Source organism: Bradyrhizobium sp. CB82, assembly GCF_029714405.1.
Classification (GTDB): domain Bacteria; phylum Pseudomonadota; class Alphaproteobacteria; order Rhizobiales; family Xanthobacteraceae; genus Bradyrhizobium.
In genome coordinates, this window is sequence record NZ_CP121650.1 from 8,441,422 (window position 1) to 8,463,048 (window position 21,627).

The 21,627-nt window shown below is 57.4% G+C and carries 8 protein-coding genes and 1 pseudogene; 4 read left to right on the forward strand and 5 right to left on the reverse strand.

The window, feature by feature from the left end; genetic code table 11:
• Window positions 1-186: 186 nt before the first annotated feature.
• Window positions 187-612 carry a hypothetical protein gene (locus QA640_RS40075; protein WP_283038120.1) on the forward strand — a complete coding sequence of 142 codons (426 nt, stop codon included), beginning with the start codon at window positions 187-189 and terminating at the stop codon, window positions 610-612.
• Window positions 613-3,325: 2,713 nt separating this feature from the next.
• Here the strand turns inward: QA640_RS40075 and QA640_RS40080 are convergent.
• Entirely contained in the window at window positions 3,326-3,538 is a 213-nt protein-coding gene (locus QA640_RS40080; protein ID WP_283038121.1) for a hypothetical protein, read from the reverse strand.
• A gap of 885 nt (window positions 3,539-4,423) precedes the next feature.
• Between QA640_RS40080 and QA640_RS40085 the strand changes: the two genes are divergently transcribed.
• Window positions 4,424-6,532: an AAA family ATPase gene (locus QA640_RS40085; protein ID WP_283038122.1), complete on the forward strand. Its 2,109-nt coding sequence runs from the start codon at window positions 4,424-4,426 to the stop codon at window positions 6,530-6,532.
• A 176-nt stretch (window positions 6,533-6,708) separates the two neighbouring features.
• On the opposite strand, the pseudogene QA640_RS40090 reads toward QA640_RS40085, so the two are convergent.
• Together QA640_RS40090 and QA640_RS40095 are read right to left on the reverse strand one after the other, a co-directional pair.
• Window positions 6,709-7,648, reverse strand: a pseudogene (locus QA640_RS40090) (class I SAM-dependent methyltransferase).
• 585 nt (window positions 7,649-8,233) lie between these two features.
• Window positions 8,234-12,049, reverse strand: a complete 3,816-nt coding sequence (locus tag QA640_RS40095; protein WP_283038123.1) for a family 16 glycosylhydrolase — start codon at window positions 12,047-12,049, stop codon at window positions 8,234-8,236.
• Between the two features lie 517 nt (window positions 12,050-12,566).
• Between QA640_RS40095 and QA640_RS40100 the strand changes: the two genes are divergently transcribed.
• Window positions 12,567-13,841, forward strand: a complete 1,275-nt coding sequence (locus tag QA640_RS40100; RefSeq protein ID WP_283037679.1) for an IS256 family transposase — start codon at window positions 12,567-12,569, stop codon at window positions 13,839-13,841.
• Between the two features lie 2,008 nt (window positions 13,842-15,849).
• Window positions 15,850-17,082, forward strand: a complete 1,233-nt coding sequence (locus QA640_RS40105; RefSeq protein ID WP_283038124.1) for an MFS transporter — start codon at window positions 15,850-15,852, stop codon at window positions 17,080-17,082.
• 895 nt (window positions 17,083-17,977) lie between these two features.
• Here QA640_RS40105 and QA640_RS40110 read toward each other — a convergent pair.
• Window positions 17,978-18,772, reverse strand: coding sequence for a YopT-type cysteine protease domain-containing protein (locus QA640_RS40110; RefSeq protein ID WP_283038125.1), 795 nt, complete (start codon window positions 18,770-18,772; stop codon window positions 17,978-17,980).
• Window positions 18,773-19,509: 737 nt separating this feature from the next.
• Window positions 19,510-21,330 carry an NEL-type E3 ubiquitin ligase domain-containing protein gene (locus tag QA640_RS40115; RefSeq protein ID WP_283038126.1) on the reverse strand — a complete coding sequence of 607 codons (1,821 nt, stop codon included), beginning with the start codon at window positions 21,328-21,330 and terminating at the stop codon, window positions 19,510-19,512.
• Window positions 21,331-21,627: the final 297 nt, after the last annotated feature.

Genomic DNA, 21,627 nt, shown 5'->3' on the forward strand with positions numbered 1-21,627 from the left:
GGACTGGCCTGATTGAACCGACGCCTGGCGGGCCGCAGCCGCGCTAGGATCGCACGTTCTGCGTCTTGGTCAAAATGACGCAAGATGAAAGTACGTTGTTATCACTTGGTTCGTCAGGAATGGCTGGCGCCTCTGACGCGGCCTACAACTAAGTAGTATTCGATGAAGCTATCTCAAGCGTCTGCAATGAGCGGCTGTTCCATCAACCGGCAGATGATCCTGCGGATCACAACGATGATGGCATGGGGATGGCTGTGCATGCAGGCGAGTCCAATCTCGATGGAGCCGCGACCAGCACATGCCAGCGCTCCGTCCAGTGGGATTCTCGCCGATCCGGCCGCGCCTGACGATCTGGATAGGAATTACAAGTCAGTTAACGCTCGGTCATTCCCGGCCGGACATTGTCACGTGACGGACCTTGAGCTCGGCGCCGTACGGTTTGGCTCACGCTACGCAGATGTTGTTTCGATATTCGGCTGCGCTGGCACTCTCGCGTCACGTGAGATTGTCGGTGATATCAAGTTTCACTTATTTGCTTGGAACGACGGACAGGTTTTGGCGCTGTTCGCTCAGGGCCGGCTGTTGATCACAACGCTATCTGACACATCGTGAAGTCACTAAAACTTGTTGCAAGGCAAGGAAGCGCGAATTGCCTGCGCAAGAGCGTCGATGATCTAAACCTATGAGGATCGGAAGCGATCTCGTTGAGACAGCGTAGAGGCCCAAGCTGCCCGCCTGACCGTTCTACCGTGTGATTTGTCTTCCTCTTAACACTGGAGAGCGCTCGGAGCGGTCACAATCGCCGCGCCGCTTTGTTTGTTTGCTTTAACACAATGCGACAAACGGGCACCGATACTAAGTTCGGCTTCTGACACATCGATGACCGTGGCATCTAGGAAGCGCGTATTTCCATCGGCACGCTGCTTGCTTGGTGCTGGCCACATCACCGCTCCTCTCGCGGTGATGTCGGGCGGACCCGAGGTGGCAATGGCGCTAATCGCGCCGGGTCCGCCCGCTCACGATCTATGCTGGTGTGTCACACAATGAAACTCCATGCGCGGGCTTATGCGGTCGCCGTCGCATTTGCGCATGGCTTCCGCCATGACGTGCTGAGCGTCTACAACGCATGAAACCTCCGTTGCAGGAAAGCAAGTGTTTAGGTGCGCGGAAACAGCGCGAATGGATACGATTACGGCACTTGTAGTTTAGCGGTTTGCTGCCGAGCATTTGCATCGATGGACCCCGCTTTCAGCTAACACCGAACCACGCTGGGGCATACTCCACGACGCCACAGCCCACTTCCTGGTGAAAGATTACCTGCGATCTTACCCACCTGTTCGACGATCCGTGAGGGCACGCGCTTTACGCAGACCAGCTAGGCGTAATACCGCAGAACAAACAAGACGAGCTGAGCGCGCTAGTGGAATAATGGCTTGTTGCGGTACGGCGAGGGCAGAAGCGATCAATGTGTCCACGCCACTACGCTCATTGGATTAGAAATATTCTACGTCGGCACCGCCGTTTGATATGTGTCGTTCACGACCAGCAAAGCTCACGAGAATGTGCAGATGGAGGTCCGGAAGATTTGGATTTCGCCCAGAGCAGGCGCTACAAAACTCAGTTGCGCTGTATTCCGGCTTTTGACGCACGGGCGGCAAACAGCTGCATCGGTTCGACTATTACGACCACAAACTTGCTGAACATCCTCGTTAATCTTGCATCAATGATAAACGTCTCTCGCGAACTTCCGAGGCGCTATGGCAACACACGCCAAGCGCGGCCAGCTCATCCAATTATTTGGCTGAAGCCCACATTGGTTCACCTCGTATGTCATTTTGAAGACAAGTCGGGGCAAACTGGCACAACGCAAGGTCCGGCGTCTCGAACATATATCTAGCCGTCGCATATAGTCGTGGCGATCTCGGTTCGGCACAATGCTTGCTTTGTCATAGACAGCATCACCGCCCCCTTCCTACCCCCGGTGATGTAGGGCGGATCCAGGCTTTTGGGTTCATCGCGGAGGGGTTGCGCGCTCAATCATGAGCAATAGGTCGCGCCTCCAATGTCATGTTCATGGTTGCCGCCGTGAAGTCCCAAGCAAACCTCGAGTCTCGTGGAGACAACGGAAGGGGCTACAACGGAGCAAGTGTTTCAATGCGCGAGAGGAGGACGACCGAGGAGCGCATTCTTGCGCGATTTTGATTTTCAGTGGGACTACCATGTGTACTGAAGAAGCCCGAGCAGGATCTACAAATCACACGTGCGACAGACGAAATACGTCAGCCGACGGCTACGGCGGAGGATCTGACATCCTAATGGTAGTCGAGGCAGCAGCTCAGTATCGCTGTGCAAGATCGATTCTCAAAGAGGCATTCACTGACCGGGCGGACTTAGAGGATGACGACAAACTGGACGAGCTGTTTCATAGACCTCGAATAGCGCGGTATTTCCTGCTCCTTCGCGGGCAACGTCCAATGGGGGCTGGTCTGATTCGACTAAACCCGATGATGCCACAATCGATATACGTTCCATACATTGCTATCCGCGCAACCGACCGAGGAAGATTGTCTATCCGGAGGATGAAGCAACTATTCGCCGAATTCACGCGGAAGATGGGCGCCCGCAGAATTCTGAGCGAGGCAGAAAATCCGCGTTGTATGCTAGTTGATGGTTCTTTTCGAAAAGAGCGCATGCAACGTTCAGCAATGAGAATATCTCTACTCCAACGCGTCTTAGGCACAAGTTTTGTCTGTGATCCGGACCCGGCCGCCGCATATACGAGGCCTGCTTCAGACGACGCGCAGAAGGTGAGAACATCCCTTCTCTTGGGTTTTGTGCCCATCGGACCAGAGCCGGCAAGCTTCTTCAATCCCAACCGCACGGCAATAACGATTGAGCGCTATCGGCAGCTTTATCTCGAACTAATGCAACTTGATTACGGGACCGAGACTCTCGTACCCTCGCCAAGTCAGCTGACAGCCAGATATCCTGCAATTCGCGATTTCATGACTCGAACGAATGCTTATCGCGAGGAACGCCGTTGGGTGACGCTTCATCCCTTTTAAGTACCGGACTACTGATGCGGCAAGCATTTAGCGGCGTGAGTCCGACGCCATTCAAGGCAATATCGCTCCGTCGCTTATCACCAATTTCACGGTGGATTGGAAGCAAGCAGCATGGGGCGAACGGGTCCGGCCGCTCCAAATGCCTACCGACCCGCTCTGTCTTCTTGACCAATTGCGATTGACCAAATCGGTCTGACTTTGCTCGAAAGCCCGTTCCAAAGTTTGTTCAGAATCTGCGCGCGATACCAACCTTGGCCATCTTATGCTTTGCGGCAGTCGGCCGGCTCTTTCGGAAGTGTAAATGTGAGCGGGAAGGTCTTGGCAAAAAGAGTGTTGAGCGCGGCCCGCTCCTCTGCAAGGCGTCTTTCGATGAGCTGGCGTTCTGCGTCGGACAATCTTGTCCCTAGCAGCCGTCGACACCGATGCATGTTGTTGCGGTGAGCGCGAATTTGAGCCAAGTCTTCATCGAGCATCGTCGTAACTCCTGAAGAGCCATGTCCTCTTCATTTCGAGCAGCAGCAGAGATTTCGCAGCGCATTACTCTGGCGCCGTTAGAGTGCACACCGCATTAGCTGATTGTTGTGGTGGAGTTTGCCGCCAAAAACCGAATAGAGTTCGCCCAGCTTTTGAATTGACCTTCTTAGTCCAAGTCGCTTTTCGTCAAGAGAACGGCGTACCTGATCCCGTTCGCGCGCCTTGGTCCATACATAGGCTATATCTGGTATCGATTACTGCGATGGCTTCGCTCGCGGCGCTCCAAAAGCGCGTCTGAGCATTTTTTTTGAAGGATTCCCTCATGTCAGCAACAGCACGGCTTAGTAGGGGATCGTTGCCCGAAGGGCGAAGACCAGGCGTAGCCGCTTGCGAAGCCGGGGCTAGAAGCCATGAGCGAACCGTGACGAGCGCGCATTTTTGATGATCAATTTGAGTTCTTCCTTCCGACGCAATAGGCGCGCTGAATGCCTGTCGGCAAGGGGCTACAATAACACCGTCATTTGGGCGGCGGGTCCCGCGCCTAGGAGACAATGCGGTTGCCCCCGAGTGCCCTGGGTGGACTAGGCTCAGAAATTTTCGAGGGGGGTTGGTTAAAATTCCGAATGCATGGCGGCCTTCCGCTGATCTACCTGTGGAGGCCATTGCGACGCCCTCGGGCCGGTAGAAAGACGAAGGGGCGGGCGTGGCCGAGCGCTTGCTGCTGTCACCCGGCGCAGACCGATGCAAGTATGTTTCTGGTGGACAACGAGTATTCTTACAGCCTTAGAGGGAGATCAGCGGCTTCTTTGAATATTCGAACGGATGTATGCAGGGTCCCCATCGGTGGGGCCGTGCGCTCTCACTTCAAGCGGGGGAAGATCGAGGTGAAGCTCAAAAGCGTTCGGGTCGAAAACTTTCGTGGTGTGCGCTCGGCTGTTATGAGCGATCTGGGAGAGATGGTTGTATTAGCCGGGCAGAATGGGTCGGGCAAATCGTGCATATTGGATGCGATTCGTCTCCTCAAGTCTGTTTATGGCGGTTACCAGCCGAATGAATTTCACCAATGGTTCGGCGAGTTCCAGATCAATTTTAACGACCCACGAGCGTTTGCCTCAATCTTCAATGACTCCACAAAGCGCCTATTTCTACAGATCGAAGTAGAGCTTCACGAAGAGGAACGCCGTCATCTGAAGGAACAAGCGAAAGACCTGATCACGATGCAGGTCTGGAAAACGCTTATGCCAGAGCTTCAGGGTTGGCGCAGTCTGGACGCAGCGCCGTTTACAGCCCAGTTCAGGAGCCGCCATTCGGAGGTGGAAGAAGCGGCCAAGCGCGATCAGGATCTGTTCAATGCTGAAATCGATCAGCCGACCATATCAGCACTTCTCACCATTGAGCCCGGGCAGCCTCCCGAATTTGCTCCATCGAAAACCCTGGAACTGATGTTCACCAACTTCGATCCGGAACACGTTGGCGTGATTGATTATCATGGCGCTCACCGCATGTTCAATCGGGAGCAAATCAACCAGATCAATGTCAACCTAAACGCCGTGGAGGAGCAGAGAAAGCAAAGTGTCCTCTATAATTATAACGCAAAGTACTCCAACGTAAAAAGTGAGATGGCCGCCCTTTACGTGCGTGAGGCTTTGGCTGAAAAGGCTGGAACTAAACTGGATGGACAAAGTTCGCTCACTGATACTCTCAAAGAGCTTTTTGCAACGTTCTTTCCTGAAAAGGAATTTCTTGGGCCGCAACCACGTCCGGACGGTAGCTTATATTTCCCTGTTAAAGTTGGCGGCCGAGAGACACATGATCTCGATGAATTAAGTTCTGGCGAAAAAGAAATCTTGTACGGCTATCTGCGCCTGCGGAGTTCCGCGCCTAAACGTTCGGTGGTCCTGCTCGATGAGCCTGAACTGCATCTGAATCCGAGGCTGACACGAAATCTTCCGGACTTTTATCATAGGCACTTGGCTAAGGAGTTGGGAAATCAGGTTTGGCTGATCACGCATTCGGATGCGATTTTAAGGGAAAGTGTTGGGCGGCTGGGCGTGTCCGTATTTCACATGACCCTCAGTGCTCATACACCGGTTGGACAAGATCAGGCACATCGCATCGAAGCCGATCAGGATCTTGAGCGCGCGGTCATCGACATGGTGGGAGATTTGGCTGCCTATAATCCGGGGGCGAAGGTAATGATATTCGAAGGCGAGGACTCGGATTTTGATGTGAGGATGACTTCAGAGTTGTTCCCTGACTTGCTTGCGAAAGTGAATGCTGTTTCGGGAACCAACAAAACACGAGTGAGAGGACTTCACTCCCTATTAGAAACGCTGGTGCAAGCGGATCGACTTCCGCCTATGCGTGTCTATTCAATTACAGATAAGGACTCCGAAAAGGGAAATGTTGCTGGTACCACCCGGTTCGCTTGGGACGTGTATCACATTGAAAATTATTTGCTCGTTCCAGAATTCATCAAGAGTGCTCTGAATGATATTTTAGGTGGAAAGGACATCCCCTCCGAGAAGGCAATCGAGGACGAACTCGTCAACTGCGCACGGGAAACACTGGTGTCCTTGGTGGTGCATGACGCTTGCGATGCCGCTAACCGTGAGATCATCGCGGCGATAAGCACTAGGATTGATCCTAGATCAGCAAATCCTGGGCAAGCTCTGTCAAACGCAGTTCAGGGCTCAAGAAGTAGGATCGACGAGTTGATCCAAAACAGTCTCTCGCCTGTTGCTCTCGAACGAATGACGCAGACCCATCAGCAGCGTTTCCAAGCCGATCTGCAAAATGGGGAGTGGAGGAAATCCTTCAGGGGGCGTGACATCCTAAAACTCTTCGTTGGACGCCACGGTGGAGGCGTAAAATACGAGGCGTTTCGGAACGTGATCATCGCTCGCATGAGGGATAAGGGGTACCAGCCGCCCGGGATGAAAAAGATTTTGGATCAAGTTCTCGCGCCCCAACCTCTTGTAAGGCCGTCTTAGCCGGAGCCGCTCCACCGGCCCGTCGCCAGATTATCGAAGTCCCCTTCGGCACTCGTAGCAATGCACCTTCTGCCGCTCGGACAGGCCCGAATAGCCGTTTGTGTTCAGTGCGGCGATTGCAAGCAATTTGTCCGAACGGCCCTTGAGAACATTGAAGGATCGGTAAAAAGAACCTATCAAGGCTCCAGCGCGATCTGCAAACCTTCGTTGGCGTCAATATGAACATAACGCGGCCCGATCGGCCGCCCTCTGCCGCTAGCTACGGTGACAATGTCTTCCAGAGGCGCGGCGCGCGCATCCGCCTCAGGGCGGGACAAGATCAGATCGGCGTGAAACAGTCCTTCGGTTTCAAGACCGGTAGGATCGACGCGAAGAGCTGCCAAGCCTGGCCAAACAACTTTCGAACTCGTCAGCATCGCGAAAGCGACGCTGGATAAACGTCGCGCCGGTAAGACGTTCTGTCACAAGCCCTTTTTCCGCAAATCTCGCGGCCAAAGAATCAAATGGGAACATTCGTAACACGAAGGAGATGATCCAAGGACGCGTCTCTGTCGCATCGAGAATTTTGGTGAACGTCTTCTCGGTCACATAGCCGATGCACCCCGTCGACATGATAACATCAGCGGAGCGAATAGTACGCGCGCTGTCCGTCGATAGCGCCTCCGTTTCAAGATCAGCGACAATGCCCTGCTCAAGGAGGCCAACTCTTGTTGCATAGCTGATCGCCGGCGCCGATACATCAAGGCCGATAAATCGCGCCAAACCGACATCAGGCCAGGCTGCATAAAAATTGCGATCGAGACGCATTAGTGTCTCAGAACTAATCGCCCTCATCTCGCGCCGGGCGTAGCGATGACGCAAGCCCCCGAAGGTCAGCGGAAACCGATGCACCGCTGCGTTGATGCCGTATGAACAGCCGACGTCAAGCACGACCGGCTTAATTCCAGTTGCCGAAGCTTTCGCGGCCAGAATTTGGCGCACAACTGGCTCCGCCACGTCCGGGATCATATAGTCCAAGTCTCCCAGGACAGAGAAGTATGCCCTCGGATCATCCAAAGCATAGATGTCATCGAAGACAGCTTTAAATTGATTGATGCGCGAAAAATCTGTTCGCAACCCAATGTCTCCTATTTCGTCCTGCAAACCACGCGAAGGTTGTCGCCTTCGGTTACTCGACGCCTTATCGCAGAGACTGGCCGACGTATAAACCCCAGCTCAAGTTCGATGTCGGTCAGCCGCGACAGTCTGCGCCAGATCGCGGTATTTCCTGGAGCCGGATAGTTGGCTCTGACCTAGTATCCTCCGAGCCGCGCGATCTTGCCGAGATATGCGAGAGCGCGCTTCGTCGAGAAGCCATCGGCAACGCCTGTCTTTTCATCAAACGAACGCAAGTTTCGAATCTTGTAACCGTACGGTCCAACTACAAGTTCGGCCCGGCGGTGGCCAAATGGTGGTCTCCACGCGCTGCTTTAAGAGCCTCAGACTTTTTCCTCGAACGGCTCTTGCTTATCTGCGCGACCACCGCTGTTCCTGACTCTTAACGGAGGACGAGATAAACTTGTCGCAAACAACTCTTCCTCGTTCGAAATGACGCTCACCAACTCCAAAAGCACACCAACATGTTTCCCGCGGGGCACGAAATTAAAAGGGACAGCTGTCGACGCTGCTCGCCGCTCCAAGGCGAGAGCTGCGAGGGGCGCTCTAAGCATGCAGGAGGTAACCATGAAAATCTGTGGGGTCGATATGAGATGTAACCTCGATATAAGACATCCCATGCGCAAGGGCGTGATCGAGGGTCCCTCCGATATGATTTTCGGTCCATAAGACCTTGTCCTGTGCGTGATCGGACGAGATCAGGGGGTGAGCCGAGCCAGCAGTGGCAGTCCCGGCGAAGATGAAGGCATCACCAGCGACTGCAGCGTGGATTGGCGTTGGAGTCGGCGGTGAGGCCTTCGCAGGCGAAAAATTGAACTGGTCGACCGGCGGGTCGATGACCAGAGTCCTTTCGCTTCCGTTGCTCGACAGATTGAACGTCGAATGGGTGTAGTCTTCAACCGGCTTAGTCTGCGAGGTGGGGTTCTGCGCGTCCGAGACGGTAGGCAGCTTACCCGAAGTGCCGCCAGAATAGGCGACCTTCGTGCGTGATCCGAACGAGATGTCCTTGAGATCGAGGATGTCCGAACCGGACGGATCACCGTCGGGCGCGTTAGGTGCAGTTGCGTCGATGGTGATCGCAGCGGAAGTTGAAACGCCACTGACATCGCCGGCGCCGTCTGCCGCAATCGCTATCAACGAGTGGCTTCCGTCGGCAAGGACCGAGGTCGAAAAGCTCCAGACGCCGTTACCATCGGCCGTCGCTACCCCGATCTGCGTTGTCTGATCGAAAACCTTGATCGTCACTCCCGCCTGGGCCGTTCCGGTCAGGGTCAGCTGGTTTGCGTTCGTAAGTCCGGCGGCGGCCGGCGAGGTCGAACCGCTAAGGGAAATTGACGGTGCTGGCAGGCCGACCATGGTCATGGATGCGCCGGTGGCGGAGACGAACGCGCAGTCGGACGATGACAGCTGTGTCACCCCGGCTATACGGAAACTGTCGGTTCCGCCTGCATAGTGAACGGTCCACTCGTCCCCGACATTTGTCAGATAAGCGCTGGCGTCGTAGCCCTTCAGCACCAGCTTGTCGTGCTCTGCGGCAGCACTCGTGAGCACGTGGAAATCGGCGATCGTGTCGTGGCCGCTTCCGAGGCCATGGATGAACGTGTCGTTGCCGGCACCGCCGGACAGCCAATCGTCGCCACCAGCACCGTTGAGGATGTCATCCCCGCTGGAGCCAACCATCCGGTTGGCCAGTTCGTTGCCGACGCCAGTCAGTCCTCCCTTCATCAGGGTCATGTTTTCGACATTGGCTGACAGCGTGTAGGATGACCAGGCTTGAACACTGTCGATGCCGCCGCCGGGATTTTCGATGATCTTCTGGTTTGGATTGCCGATGACGTAAGTATCGTCACCCGTCCACCCCATCAGCGTGTCATCGGCGTTCACCGCTGTGATCTGGTCGTTCGCGGCAGTGCCGTAGACGATATGGCTGCTCGTCGAGCCGCTGATCCAGGAGGTAATGGCGCCGCCCACCGGCAATGTCGACGGCAGCTGGAAGTCGTCGCTGGCAAAGGCCGAAATTGTCGTGTTGCGAAAAACCAGCGTGTCCTGGCTCGTCAGCGCGAGATACACGTCGCTTCCGACCTGTGTCATCGCTGCCTTGATGTCGCTATAGGACGTGAACGCAAAGCCGTTCAGTTGAACGATATCATGTCCCGCGGCTGAGCCCGGCGCGAAGCCGGTGATGATGTCCGAGCCGTCGCCCGAGTTGATAACGAAGGTGTCGGCGCCTCCGCCGCCGGTCAGGATGTCATTGCCAAGTCCGCCGGTGATGATGTTGGCCGCAGCGTTGCCGATGATGATATTGGCCTCGGAATTGCCGGTGCCGTTGATCGCGGCTGACCCGGTCAGCGTCAGGTTCTCGATATAGTCAGAGAGCGTGTACGAGACGGAGGACAAGACCGTATCGACGCCGCCGCCGTAGCCTTCGATGACCTTGGCATTCGAGTCTGTGACAATATAGGTATCGTCGCCAAGACCGCCGGTCATGGTATCGGCACCGCCTGCGCCACCGAGCAGGTCGTTGCCCGACGTTCCGGTCAAAGTATCCGCATTCGCGGTGCCCGCGATGGTCGTTGTCGGAGCTCCGCTGGTCAGAAGCGTGTAGTTCGCGAGCGTATACTCCGGCAACTGATAGGCCTTGATGTAGTCGATGCTCATCTGCGCCGTTGCGCTGGGATCCGCATTGCCGGCCCAGCTTCCGCCCATCGCCAGATTGGCGATCATGTACATCGCGGTGTTCATGTCAGATGGGGTTGCAACTTGTCCGACCTCCACGCCATCGACAAAATAGGTCAACGTGTAAGGCGTCCACTCCACGCCAAAGGTGTGATCGCCGGCGGTGAGGTTGGCGGTATTCGCCCAATAGCCCTGATTTGGTGTGCTCGATGAAACAAAGCCCCAATGGGCCTGGTCAGGATCCCGACCCAGCGCTTCCAGCGCGTCAAGTTCCGTCGCCTGACCGTGCGTATTGATCGGTAACATCCAGAAGGCTGGCCAGGCGCCCTTGGTGTCGGGCAAGCTGGCCTTCATCTCGAAGTAGCCGTAGGTCTGAACGAAGCTGTTCTCGGTCGTGATCACGCCCGATGAGAACTGATGATTACCGACATAGGCAGCATAGGTCGATGGAATGGGTGCTGCCGTGATAACGAGATGGCCGTTCTGTATGAAGAACGGATTGAGGCCCAGCGGGCTCGACGCCTGGCTACCAGGCAGGCCAGTGAAGCTCGGGTCGACGTAGACCTCCTGCTCACCGGAAAGCGTATAACTTGCTGTTCCGCTCCAGGCGTAGTTTGTTTTCCAGGTCAGATGCGGGTCCTGGCCGGCGGACAGCGAATTGAAATCGCCGCCAAAGGTCTGAATCAGTCCCGTTGGTGCTGTGACGATATTGATGTTGGCGGTCGTGAAATTCTGAACCTGGGTATTTTCGAGCGTTATTTTCTCGCCGTTGCCGAGCGACAGAACGACATCCGTGCCAACCTGCTGCATGGCGGCCGTGACGTCTGCGAGCGTCTTGAAGGTCGTTCCATTGATCTGGAGAATGTCTCCGCCAGCGCCGGTTTGAAAATCGGTGATGATGTCGTTGCCATTTCCGGTCCGGATGACAAATGTGTCACTGCCGGCTCCGCCGGTGAGGACGTCATTGCCCTTGCCGCCGTCGATCATGTTGTTGCCGGCGTTGCCGACGATGATGTTGTCAAGATCGTTGCCGGTCGCAGGCGCGTTGTAGTTTCCCCCCAGCGTCAGATTCTCGACATTCTGCGCATTGACGAGACTGTAGCCGTCGATCATGCCATCGTAGATGGTATCGATGCCCTGACCGGCGAGTTCGACCACCTTCGTTTCGTGATTGTACATGAAGTACGAATCGTCGCCCGCGCCGCCGATCAGCGTAACGCCGTCGCCCATCGCCTGCAGCGAGTCGTTGGTCGCGCCACCGGTGAGCGTCCCCCCGGCTCCGATCGTGGTCCACGCCGTGTTCGGCGATGCGCTGACAGGAAGCGGATTATCGACGACGACGTTTGCCGCCGTGAGAGACGACAGCGCAACGTTCTGCAAAGTGAGCGTCTCGCTCGACGAGAGCGTGACGACTACATCCGCGCCCGTCTGCTTCGCGGCGGACATGAAAGTTGCAAACGTTGCAAAACCGTAGTTCTGCACGCGCAGCACGTCGCCGCCGGTGCTGCCCTGAAAGTCGCTGATGGTGTCGGAGCCATACCTCTTCGAAACAACGAAGAGGTCGCTGCCAGCGCCGCCGGTTAGGAGATCGTTGCCGGTGCCGCCAAACAGGATATCGGCGCCCGAAGTGCCGTTGATTGTTAACGTATAGGTCATGATGATCGCGTGCTCTAGTGTAACCGGCATAAACTGTCACATCCGCGGTGATCAGCGTGCGCGTGTGTAGCGAATCGGTGTCGGCGGGAAAGTTAGGCAGAGCCCATCATGCTGCTGGGCCATCCGGGCTCGCTGCAGGCGGACGCCCAGCCTTACTGCGAGTCTGTTGCATCGGCGCTATTGCGTTCCCGGCCCGAGTCGTAGTGATGGGCAACCGTCCCTTCTGGCGCTGGGAGATTAGGCGGGCCAGCTGACGACAAGCTGACTGCCATCGACATCGTTGATATCGAGAGGCTCCATCTCGATATTACCTTTCTTCGCAGGTAGACAAAGCGGCGGATTATTTCGCTTGCCTGGATTGCATCATATCCAGTCAAGAGTTGCTCAGGTCACTTAACCAAGGCATGCGTCCGCGTTGCTAACAATCGCGGCGAGTGGTTGGTTAATCCGGGATGTCCCGGGTTCTGTTGAATTTCTGAAGAGGTCGGCGTTGCCCACCTTGAGCCGGTAGGCTCGGGGTGCTGATTCCACAAAGGAGAGCAACGCCATGACGAGAGATATCACACCGGCTGGTTGGCCGGCGACCGGGGCTGTGGACGAAGCGTTTGCAGAAGTGCGGGCGAGCTTCGATCGGTTCTGCCTTGCGGCAGGGATCGAGGCGCTCGGCACGATGATGGAGGCGGATGTCACGGCGGCCTGCGGGCCGCGCCACGGTCGCGACGCGGCGCGGCGGGCGCACCGTTGGGGCCGAACGCGGGGACGGATCGGCTTCCACGGCGGCAAGATCGAGGTCGAGCGCCCGCGGGTCCGGGGCGTGGACGGCCGCGAGGTCACGATCCCGAGCTGGGAAACGGCGGCGGAGGAGGACTGGCTCGGTCGCTGGGCGATGAACCTGATGCTGATCAATGTGTCGACGCGCCGGTTCGGCCGCGCTGTCCGGCTGCCCGAGGGTGACGTGCCGGCACCGCCCGGATCGGGGGTTTCGAAGTCGGCGGCCTCGCGGAGGTTCGTAGCGCTGTCGGCGGCGCGGCTGGCCGACTTCATGGCTGCCGATCTGTCCGCGCTCGACCTTCTGGTGGTCCAAATCGACGGGCTGCATCTCGGCGACGATCTCGTGCTGGTGGCCGCGATCGGGGTTGACGGCGAAGGCAACAAGCATCCGCTGGCGCTGGTGGAAGGGGCGACCGAGAACGCCGCAACGGTTCAGGCCCTGCTGGACAACCTGGTCTCGCGCGGGCTCGACCCGACGGTGCCAAGACTGTTCATCGCCGACGGCGCGAAGGCGTTGTCGAAGGCGATCCGCCGCACCTTCGGTTCGGCCGCTGCGATCCAGCGCTGCCAGATCCACAAGGCGCGCAACATCATGGAACGCCTGCCGAAAGAGCATCATGCGGCCACCCGTCGGGTGCTGCGCCAGGCCTGGGAGCTCGATGACGCCGACAAGGCTGAAAAATTGATCCGCAATCTCGCGCGTCGACTCGACCAGCAATGGCCCGGCGTAGCGGCCAGCATCCTCGAAGGCCTCGACGAAATCCTGACTGTCGTCCGGTTGAAGCTGCCGAAGGAGCTTCGTCGATCGCTCGCTTGTACCAACATCGCCGAGAACATGATGGGCACCATTCGCCGCGTCACGCGCAACGTCAAACGCTGGCGGGATGCCGGCATGGCCTTGCGATGGGTCGCGGCCGGCATGATCGAGGCCAACAAGGGCTTCCGACGATTGAAGGCGCATAAGCAATTGTCGGTTTTGCGTGCGGCCCTTCAAGCTCGCCACAATCGCATGACGATCAACCCCGTTGCCCACGTCACGAGGGCCGCGTAACATTCATTCCGGCAACGTCGGCCCGACGTAGTTCAACAGCGATCGGGACATCCCCTGGTTAATCTCGCGGGCGATAGAGGTCGTCAACCATCGGCATTGTCACACGCCTGACATGCGCGAGCTCGGTCTGAGCCTTCCGCAGCTCTTGCTCCGACTGATCTGCGCGGATCGTTGCGGTCACGTCCGTGCTGACGCCGCGATAGCCGAGGAACTTGCCGTCCAAATCAAAAAAGGCTTGCCGCTGAGCCCATGAATCAGAACCAGAATGAACGCTTACGGGACTTGGTAGCTGCATGCCCAAACACGTAATGCACCCCAGCACAGGGCACACGAGGTGCTAGCCGAAGATGCCAAGCTTACGCAGCCTGGCGTTCAAGTCCTTGGTCGCGATCTATGTCGTTCCGCATCAAACGCAAATCTAATGCTAGCCTATGCGAGCCAAGTCCTAGGATTAATGAGCAAGAAAAAGGGGCCGCTTGATTCACAAGCGGCCCAAGTCTAGGGAGGAAACGCCCAAGGAGGGCACGATAGCAAGGCGCTACCGCACTGCAATAATACGCGACCGCACTGCACACGCAAGTAGTTTCGTTAGCCGGAACCCTGTCCATCGAGAGCCGACGGCGGCCATGATGTGGAGATTCCATGTTTGCGCTTAGGCAGAGAAACTTTTTTACTCTTGGAAGGGGAAACTAGAGTCCGTTCTGGCAACTTCACACGACGACAAAGGGGTTTCAGTTCGGCAATGGCGATGAGCTATGCGGGATTTTGCATAGATAACATGATCAAGCGGCGTGGCTAACTCGACCCGTTTTGTGTTCGACACCAGAAAGCTATATTGCTGCGGATTGCGGTGATGCCATTGGCATATTCGTCCGTGGCGGCAATCGACTCTTTCCTCCCGACTATCCGCGCCGAACCAAATGTCGACAATGCGACGCATGGTGCGCGCAGACGCAAATCTTCTGCGTTCGGCCCGTCGTTTGCTTCTGTACCTCTGGCATCTGCGGTGATGTGTAAGGAGTGGACCTGCTGTCCCTGGTCCCCTCCCGCTGTACTTCGGTGATGACACCGAATTGCGTGTGGTTCGACGCAGTCCGTATCGTCGAACGCGAACCACGCGATTGTTGGGTTTGAGACAAATTTCTCCATTCGAGGCGCTCACCCGATACGGAGCACTTGAAGAAGCCAATTTTCAAGCGGCACGCCGCTTGCTTCATCCGCACCGCCGTCGCCCGACGCCACTTCACGGCGCTGGCTGAAAAACGGGAAAACGCAGCGGAGTGTATAATGAGATCTGGAGTTCGTTCTTGCGGAGCCGCAATGATTGCGCCCTTCGCAAGCTGCGCAGCCAATTCGGTGGGCTTTGGGCCAGCATTGAAGTTGCCGCCACCTCTGTGGAGCTGATCGGAAGATATAGGGGCCGCGTAGGTCGGCGATGATTACTACGGGACGTATTTGCCGACGTGGCAACGACGTCGACCACCGCGTCTTCGTAGCAAGTAATTTTGGTCGACAAGATGGGGTCAACCGCAGGTGTTCGTCGTCGTTGAGCACGGCCTGATGCGAACGCAGCAACACCGGAATCCGATCCAGCCCGACGCGGCGCCGGCGACGAACAACGATGTTGCGGCCCGTTACGACTGCACGAAAAGCTAGTTCCGCAAGCTCCAAAGCTCAGGCCTGAACGCAGCTGAGGGGACAACGCTTGCCCTCTCCTCAATCTGAGTGCTCTGCAATGATATCGCGCGAGAAACTCGGGAACGGGCGCGAATCCTTTAAGGCACGAGGCAAATCGGCCGCCAACGGAAGACTTTGCAACTTTCAAGGCGGCGACTTCGAACGAACGATGAAACGAGCGAGCTGCCGCTGGCCTCAGCGCTTTCTTGACCCTCTTGAGAGTTGCACACCCGGCAGTGCGAGGCGCTGCCTGCGCTGGAACGATCCGCTGCCTGTTCAAACCGTGCTCTTGGGAGCACACGCCAAACTGCTGTTTCGAAGGAAAAGGCTCATGGGAAATCGTTACATGCCACATATCGGCATGGTTGCATTGGCGAGTCAGCAGTATCTGGCGATCGCGTTCATCTATTCGGCCATTCCCGTGATCCTTCGAGGCAACGGCGCCAGCCTCGAATCGGTCGGCTTGTACAGCACGGTATTCTTTGCCTTCACCGTTAACTTTCTTTGGGCCCCGGTCGTGGATCGATGGAGCCTCAATCGTCTCGGACTGAGGCGTTCATGGATCCTGTTGACCCAAGTCGCCACGACCACCGTGCTTGCAGCGATGGCATTTTTGAATCCGAGAACCGATTTTGTGGCGATCTTTCTAGTTTCTCTGGCGCTTGCGACTGTCGCAGCCACACAGCGGATCGCAACGTTGGGCTACATAGCGGAAGCCCTCGATTCCGGCGAACGTCCGCTCGGCGCTGCGCTGCTGGGCTGGGGCAGGGTCATCGGCCACGTGATCGGTGGCGCGGTTTGCCTCCAATTGATCGAGATTGTCGGTTGGCGCCCGGCTTTGCTGAGTTTAGCAGTGCTGTTAGCCGTTTTCGCTGGATGGGTGTTTGCGATTCCTGAACCGCTCCTTTGCAAAGACCGATGGCGTTCGCCGCAGCGCCTATCTATCTTCGCGATCTTACGTAACAGCGGCCTGTGGACGACGGCCGCATTGATCGCGCCCGGCGTTATCGGGGTCGCTGTGGCGTTCGCAACGGTGCAGCTGCGGCTCGTTGATCTCGGCTTTGCCGCGGCAGATATCGGATGGATCGGAGCGCTCTCGAACGTAGTGACGTATACTATCGTCGCACCGCTGACCAGCGCGATCCTGGCCCGAATGGCGCCGCAGCGAGGTTTGATCTGGGGCTGCGCAGTCCTGGCCATCGGATTTGGAGCGCTTTCGATTATCGATCGCTATGTCGACGTTCGCGTGAGCGCTGTAGGAAGTGTTGGATTCGTATTCGCGGCACTCGCAGTCCAGCATGTCACATTCACGAATTGGTTTCTCGGACTCGCCCGGCCAGGCAAAGCGGGGACCGATGTCACGTTCCTGACTTCGGTAATGTCGGCTTTCGCACTGGCGGGCTTCGCGCCGAGTGGGTTTATAGCCGCGAGATTGGGCTATGGGGTCACGCTGATAGTGCCGGGGCTCGGCTATGCTCTTTCAGCCTTGCTCGCTGCAGCATTGCTCCGCCAATCTGCCACCGTAGCGCCTGAGGAGGAACTGGTGATCGGGCGCACGCACTAGCCAACCGGAAGCATTTGGAATTCCCAAATCGGGCCGGCTGCAAACTTCCAGCTGGCGAGGGAGGCCGGCAGGCATGGCAACGCCATCTTCGCGATAGCGGATGGTCGCCGCCGTTGACGGCAGCATGTCTTGCTGCGAGCTGCGACGCACTTTGGCGCGGACCACGCCGAGGTTCGTTCCGCTGGGTGACGCAGGCGCGCAGCACTAAACCTTGTGGACCAAAAAAAGCACTCTCACATAGCTCGGCAGAAGTTCCCGTCCTTCAGCGTTTCTGTGGGGCGGACCTTTGAATCGCCGGCTTTGCGACCGTCAACCCCCTACTCCCTGTAATTGATGAAGTCGGCAACATGATCTTGAACCCCTTCGACAACATCCAAGTCGAGTCCGTCGAGTGATAAGGATTTTCCATCGAGATGATTTCGCTGCGCTCAGGCCCGCTCAGCTTGTCGCCGTCCACAGTCGCTCGTTCGAGTGGCTGGACATTCGCACCGAGACAGTCGCCCAGCCGCGCGATCCAGTGACGCTCGAACGAGCGTGGGTGCCCCTGGCTGCGATCACCGTTCCGGCGCAGCCAGAATGGGCGCCGACACATCCCGCAGTGGCGGAGGCCGATCGCCCACTTTGTAATTTTTTCCGTCGCTTCGTTCGTCGTAAAAAATCAGCTTCTCGCACCAAAGCGGACTATCCTGAACGCCACAAAGTCAATCGCTCAGCCAATTAGCCTGACGACGTAACCAGCCGGCTTCACAATGTCGTCGATTGCGTTGTTCCGGATACGCACCACATCTCGGACCGCAACCCGCAAAATAGCCCCGGCTATCTCAGACGCCGGGGCATCAACTCTTGCCGAATGTCAGGAAGCCTGCCTTGCGGATCGAAGTGCATTTCACATCGGCTAGTCCCTAGTCAGCCGTACCCTTTGTGTGGTGATACTGAGCAATTCCATTCTGTTGGGGGGACTTCTGTACCGATTTGCGAGGCTTCTGAAGAACTCACCCACATCCGCCGGTTCAATGGTAAATTCTCCGTAGTTTGGGTCGAAGAGCGTCACTATCTCATCCGATGCTGACGTCGCAACTAAGTGATGTTCCTGTCGCCCATCGCGCTCGAAAGCCAAGCTGAGCAAATACGTCCTCCCATCGGACACGATCTTGTCCTTCAATTCCAAGAATTGCTCGGTATCGCCGAACGCGTACGTAATACCGTCGTTGGCTGGAAAAAAGCCCGCTTGCCTCAGCAAGGTTGCCCGTGCGCTAAAATTGGCTTCAGCGCCTTCTACGCCGTCCTCTCGCAACGATCCAAAGTTATCTTCATACCGTTGTTGAGAGCTGGCCGCTGAGCGGTGCCCGTTCGATCCGCGTGACAGCGCAGTCATTCGTGATCTTGGGCTTTGCGCGAGATTGGGAAGCCATCCAGCCACGAGCCCAACGCAAATGTTTTGGACATTCGCATCGCGCAATTCAGCAGTCCTGTATTGAAACACAGAGGTGCTCATCCTTGCAGGGGACGATGTACTGTTGGCAAGATTACTGGCGCAGCACCCCATTCCTTCGGGCAGATCCCCAGGCGGTAGATTCCTGTACCGTGCAAGATCGGTAAGTTGTTTATCGAAGCCGTCGCTGTTGAGCGAATTGTTCAATTCGTCATTTTGGCGCGGAAGAGTTGATGATTGGCCGATTCGATTGTGCATCTCGATTCTCGCCTCGCATGAAGGTTGCACCGTCCCATCACAGCGAATGATAGGCAGCAAGGCTGACGGCGAGCTGACGGCGGTAGCTCTTACGAGCTTGGAGCTATAGGGGAGCCTAGGCGACCTGACTGGCAACCGCATCATTGGATTTGCGTCACAGCTGTATCACTGCACCGTTTCTTTCCCAGAAACGGCAATGGAGCATTCTATGGCGCCGCAGGTAGTGCTACTGCGTCACAAACGGTGATCTGTGTAGTGGTCGAACTTGATCGCACGACAAGGACTGGACATCGTTCGGGCGAGCCCACCGGCCGTTTGCGCCTCACTCAATATTTCGATGCGCCGCTAGGTTTACGTGATGCCACTCATGATCCTCAGACAGCCGTCATGCCTTCAGGTTCGCGACGTAACAGGTTGGAGCGAGGGTGCCCGCCCTCGTGAGTGGCTTTGAACAGATCAGCGTATGCCGATCGAGAGCCATCCGTTTTCCGGAGGATTTCGTCAGCCTCATCAAATTCAGACCAATCCAATTCCGCGGAGACATCTTCTTCGGCCGCCGCGATAGCCTGTAAGCCTTGCTGGCACAACGGCTGGCCCTACTAGCGCGGCTCGGCGAGGCGCGAAGATCCGGACATTTGGCAGATCAACGCTACATGCGCGCGAATGGCCGATCCGACGTCATGACTGTGCCAGTGCAACTGGGATTGAGAGCCGCCTCTGTAAATGAAGGGCGGGCTTCACAGGACGAGGCCCCGGTCTGCGAGCACCTGGTGCGTTAGCGTGCCCTTGATCTCGCGAGTGATTTCTTTGAGGATCTGGGCTCCGATTTCCCGCTCGGCATCGGCGTCGCCGGTCAGTTGATGTTCGGCGAGCCGTTGCGCCAAGCGGCCTTGAAACTCACCGTCCATCGCATCGGCGAGCCGCCTCTGCGTCGCTGCATGGGCTTCGGGTGCGATGCGATTCACCACCGTCTCCCAGGGCTGCCAGCGGGTTGCCAGATAGTCAGTGAACCCCGTCGCTTCTTGGTTTCGCACCAATATCTCGGCCGCGGCAATGTCGTGCTCCGTGACGTGGGCGACGGCGTAAAAGCGCATGTTGGGGGCGATGTGCCGCAGTTGCAGCGGCTCGCGCAGCTTGACCTGATAGGCGAGATAAACCTCAATCTCATCGACGAAGCGGAGCGAACGGACCTTCTCGCGCGCAATCCCCTCCAACGCGTCCAAGCGGAACATGACGCGGCCCTGTTGGAGGAGCTCGTCGAGCCGCTCGTCATAGGCCCCGTCCTCGACATCAGCGTTCAGACGTGCGGTCTGCATGCTGTTCCAGGTCAAAATGATGCGATCTTCGCAAGTCTCGTTCGCTCCGATGGCCAGCTGAAAGTATTGCTCGCGCAATCGCGGCTTCGTCGTTGCATGCCGTAGACCGTCTGCCACCGCCTGCCGGAACGCGGCATCACCATGGTTCACGGTGTCCGGCAGCCGCAACCTGTCGAGAAAGCGTGAATATTCCTGGGCACCCGGTTCATCGGCGAAGCCCTGCCATGCGATCACCACCGCCGGCTCGTCCTTGAGCCAGGCCGCGACTGCCTCGGCGAGGGGCCGCGTCTGACTTTCCGCCGCACCGCCGCCCATCGAAAAGAAGACCTGCGGGCCGGCATAGCCCTCGACATTCATGGCTGCCGCAAGGTTGGTCCGCACCCGCTCGGGCAGCGGGTTCTCATCCAGATCAATGGTGCACTCTGAGCCCAGCTGCGTTAGCAGGGTCTCAGGCAGGCTGGTCAGCTCGTTGTGATCGGCGTAGAGCGTCACGAGTCCAGCCGGGAGTGTGTTAGGCAAACTGGTCAGCTCGTTACCGCTGATGTTGAGCCAATTGAGCTCGCTTGGGAGGGCTTCGGGCAGCGTCGTCAACCGGTTGCGGCCGGCGTCGAGCTGCCGGATTCCAGCCGGGAGGGTCTCGGGCAAACTGGTCAGCCGGTTGCCGCAGGCGTTGAGCTGCTGAAGCGTCGCCGGAAGTATATCGGGCAGACTGTCCAGCTGATTGTCGTCGACGTTCAGGTGCCGCAGTCCGGCCGGGAGGTCAGGCAGGGCGCTCAGCTGGTTGCCACTGACGTCGAGACTCTGAAGTGTTGCCGGAAGGGTATCGGGTAGGCTGGTCAGCTGGTTGTTATAGATGGTCAGGCGTCGAAGTCCGGCCGGGAGCGCGGCAGACAGGGTGGTCAGGGACAGCGATGTAAGATCCAGCGACGGCGGCAGATTGACATTGAGCATCTCCTCGCACAAAGCTTTCGTTCGTCTTACCGCTTCTTGCCGGTCCTCGTGTTCGCCCTGCCCCTCTTCGGCAGCCCAGCCTTCCAAGAGCCCGTCCAGTGACATCTCTCTGGTGGCGGGGGCCTGAGGGTCGGTTGGATTGCCGGCAGGGCTGGAGGCCCGCGCTCTGGTCAAGGCCCCGACCCACTCCGTTGTGGCGCGGGCGAGACCGCATAGGCAACCTTGGCGATGGGCTCGCTCGGAAGCTTCGGGAGTAATGCCAGTGCCCCGCTGGGCCCGCCCTGTGTCCATTAATGCCGCCTCTTAGGTTGCCAAAGGGAATTTGCTTTTCGCATCCGACAGCTGCCGTCGCGGACGGCGACCGTCCGCCGAACACGCCGCCAATTCACCCGCCGGGCAGTTGCAGCCTGACTTTGCACGTCCGTAGGGAATCTGGGCCGCCGAATCGCCTGATATTGTCACAGGGACCATCCCATTCTCCGCTGCCAGATCGCGGAGAGATCAAGCGGGGCCGGTCAGTCTCGATAGGCACATTCTGACGCTAAGGAGCTTAGCTGTCGGTAAGCTGACGGTTATTTCTTGGGAGAA

Coding starts and splice junctions, on each gene's coding strand:
- QA640_RS40075 (WP_283038120.1), top strand. CDS start 187: ATGAGCGGCTGTTCCATCAACCGGCAGATGATCCTGCGGATCACAACG.
- QA640_RS40080 (WP_283038121.1), bottom strand. CDS start 3,538: ATGCTCGATGAAGACTTGGCTCAAATTCGCGCTCACCGCAACAACATG.
- QA640_RS40095 (WP_283038123.1), bottom strand. CDS start 12,049: ATGCCGGTTACACTAGAGCACGCGATCATCATGACCTATACGTTAACA.
- QA640_RS40100 (WP_283037679.1), top strand. CDS start 12,567: ATGACGAGAGATATCACACCGGCTGGTTGGCCGGCGACCGGGGCTGTG.
- QA640_RS40105 (WP_283038124.1), top strand. CDS start 15,850: ATGGGAAATCGTTACATGCCACATATCGGCATGGTTGCATTGGCGAGT.
- QA640_RS40110 (WP_283038125.1), bottom strand. CDS start 18,772: ATGCACAATCGAATCGGCCAATCATCAACTCTTCCGCGCCAAAATGAC.
- QA640_RS40115 (WP_283038126.1), bottom strand. CDS start 21,330: ATGGACACAGGGCGGGCCCAGCGGGGCACTGGCATTACTCCCGAAGCT.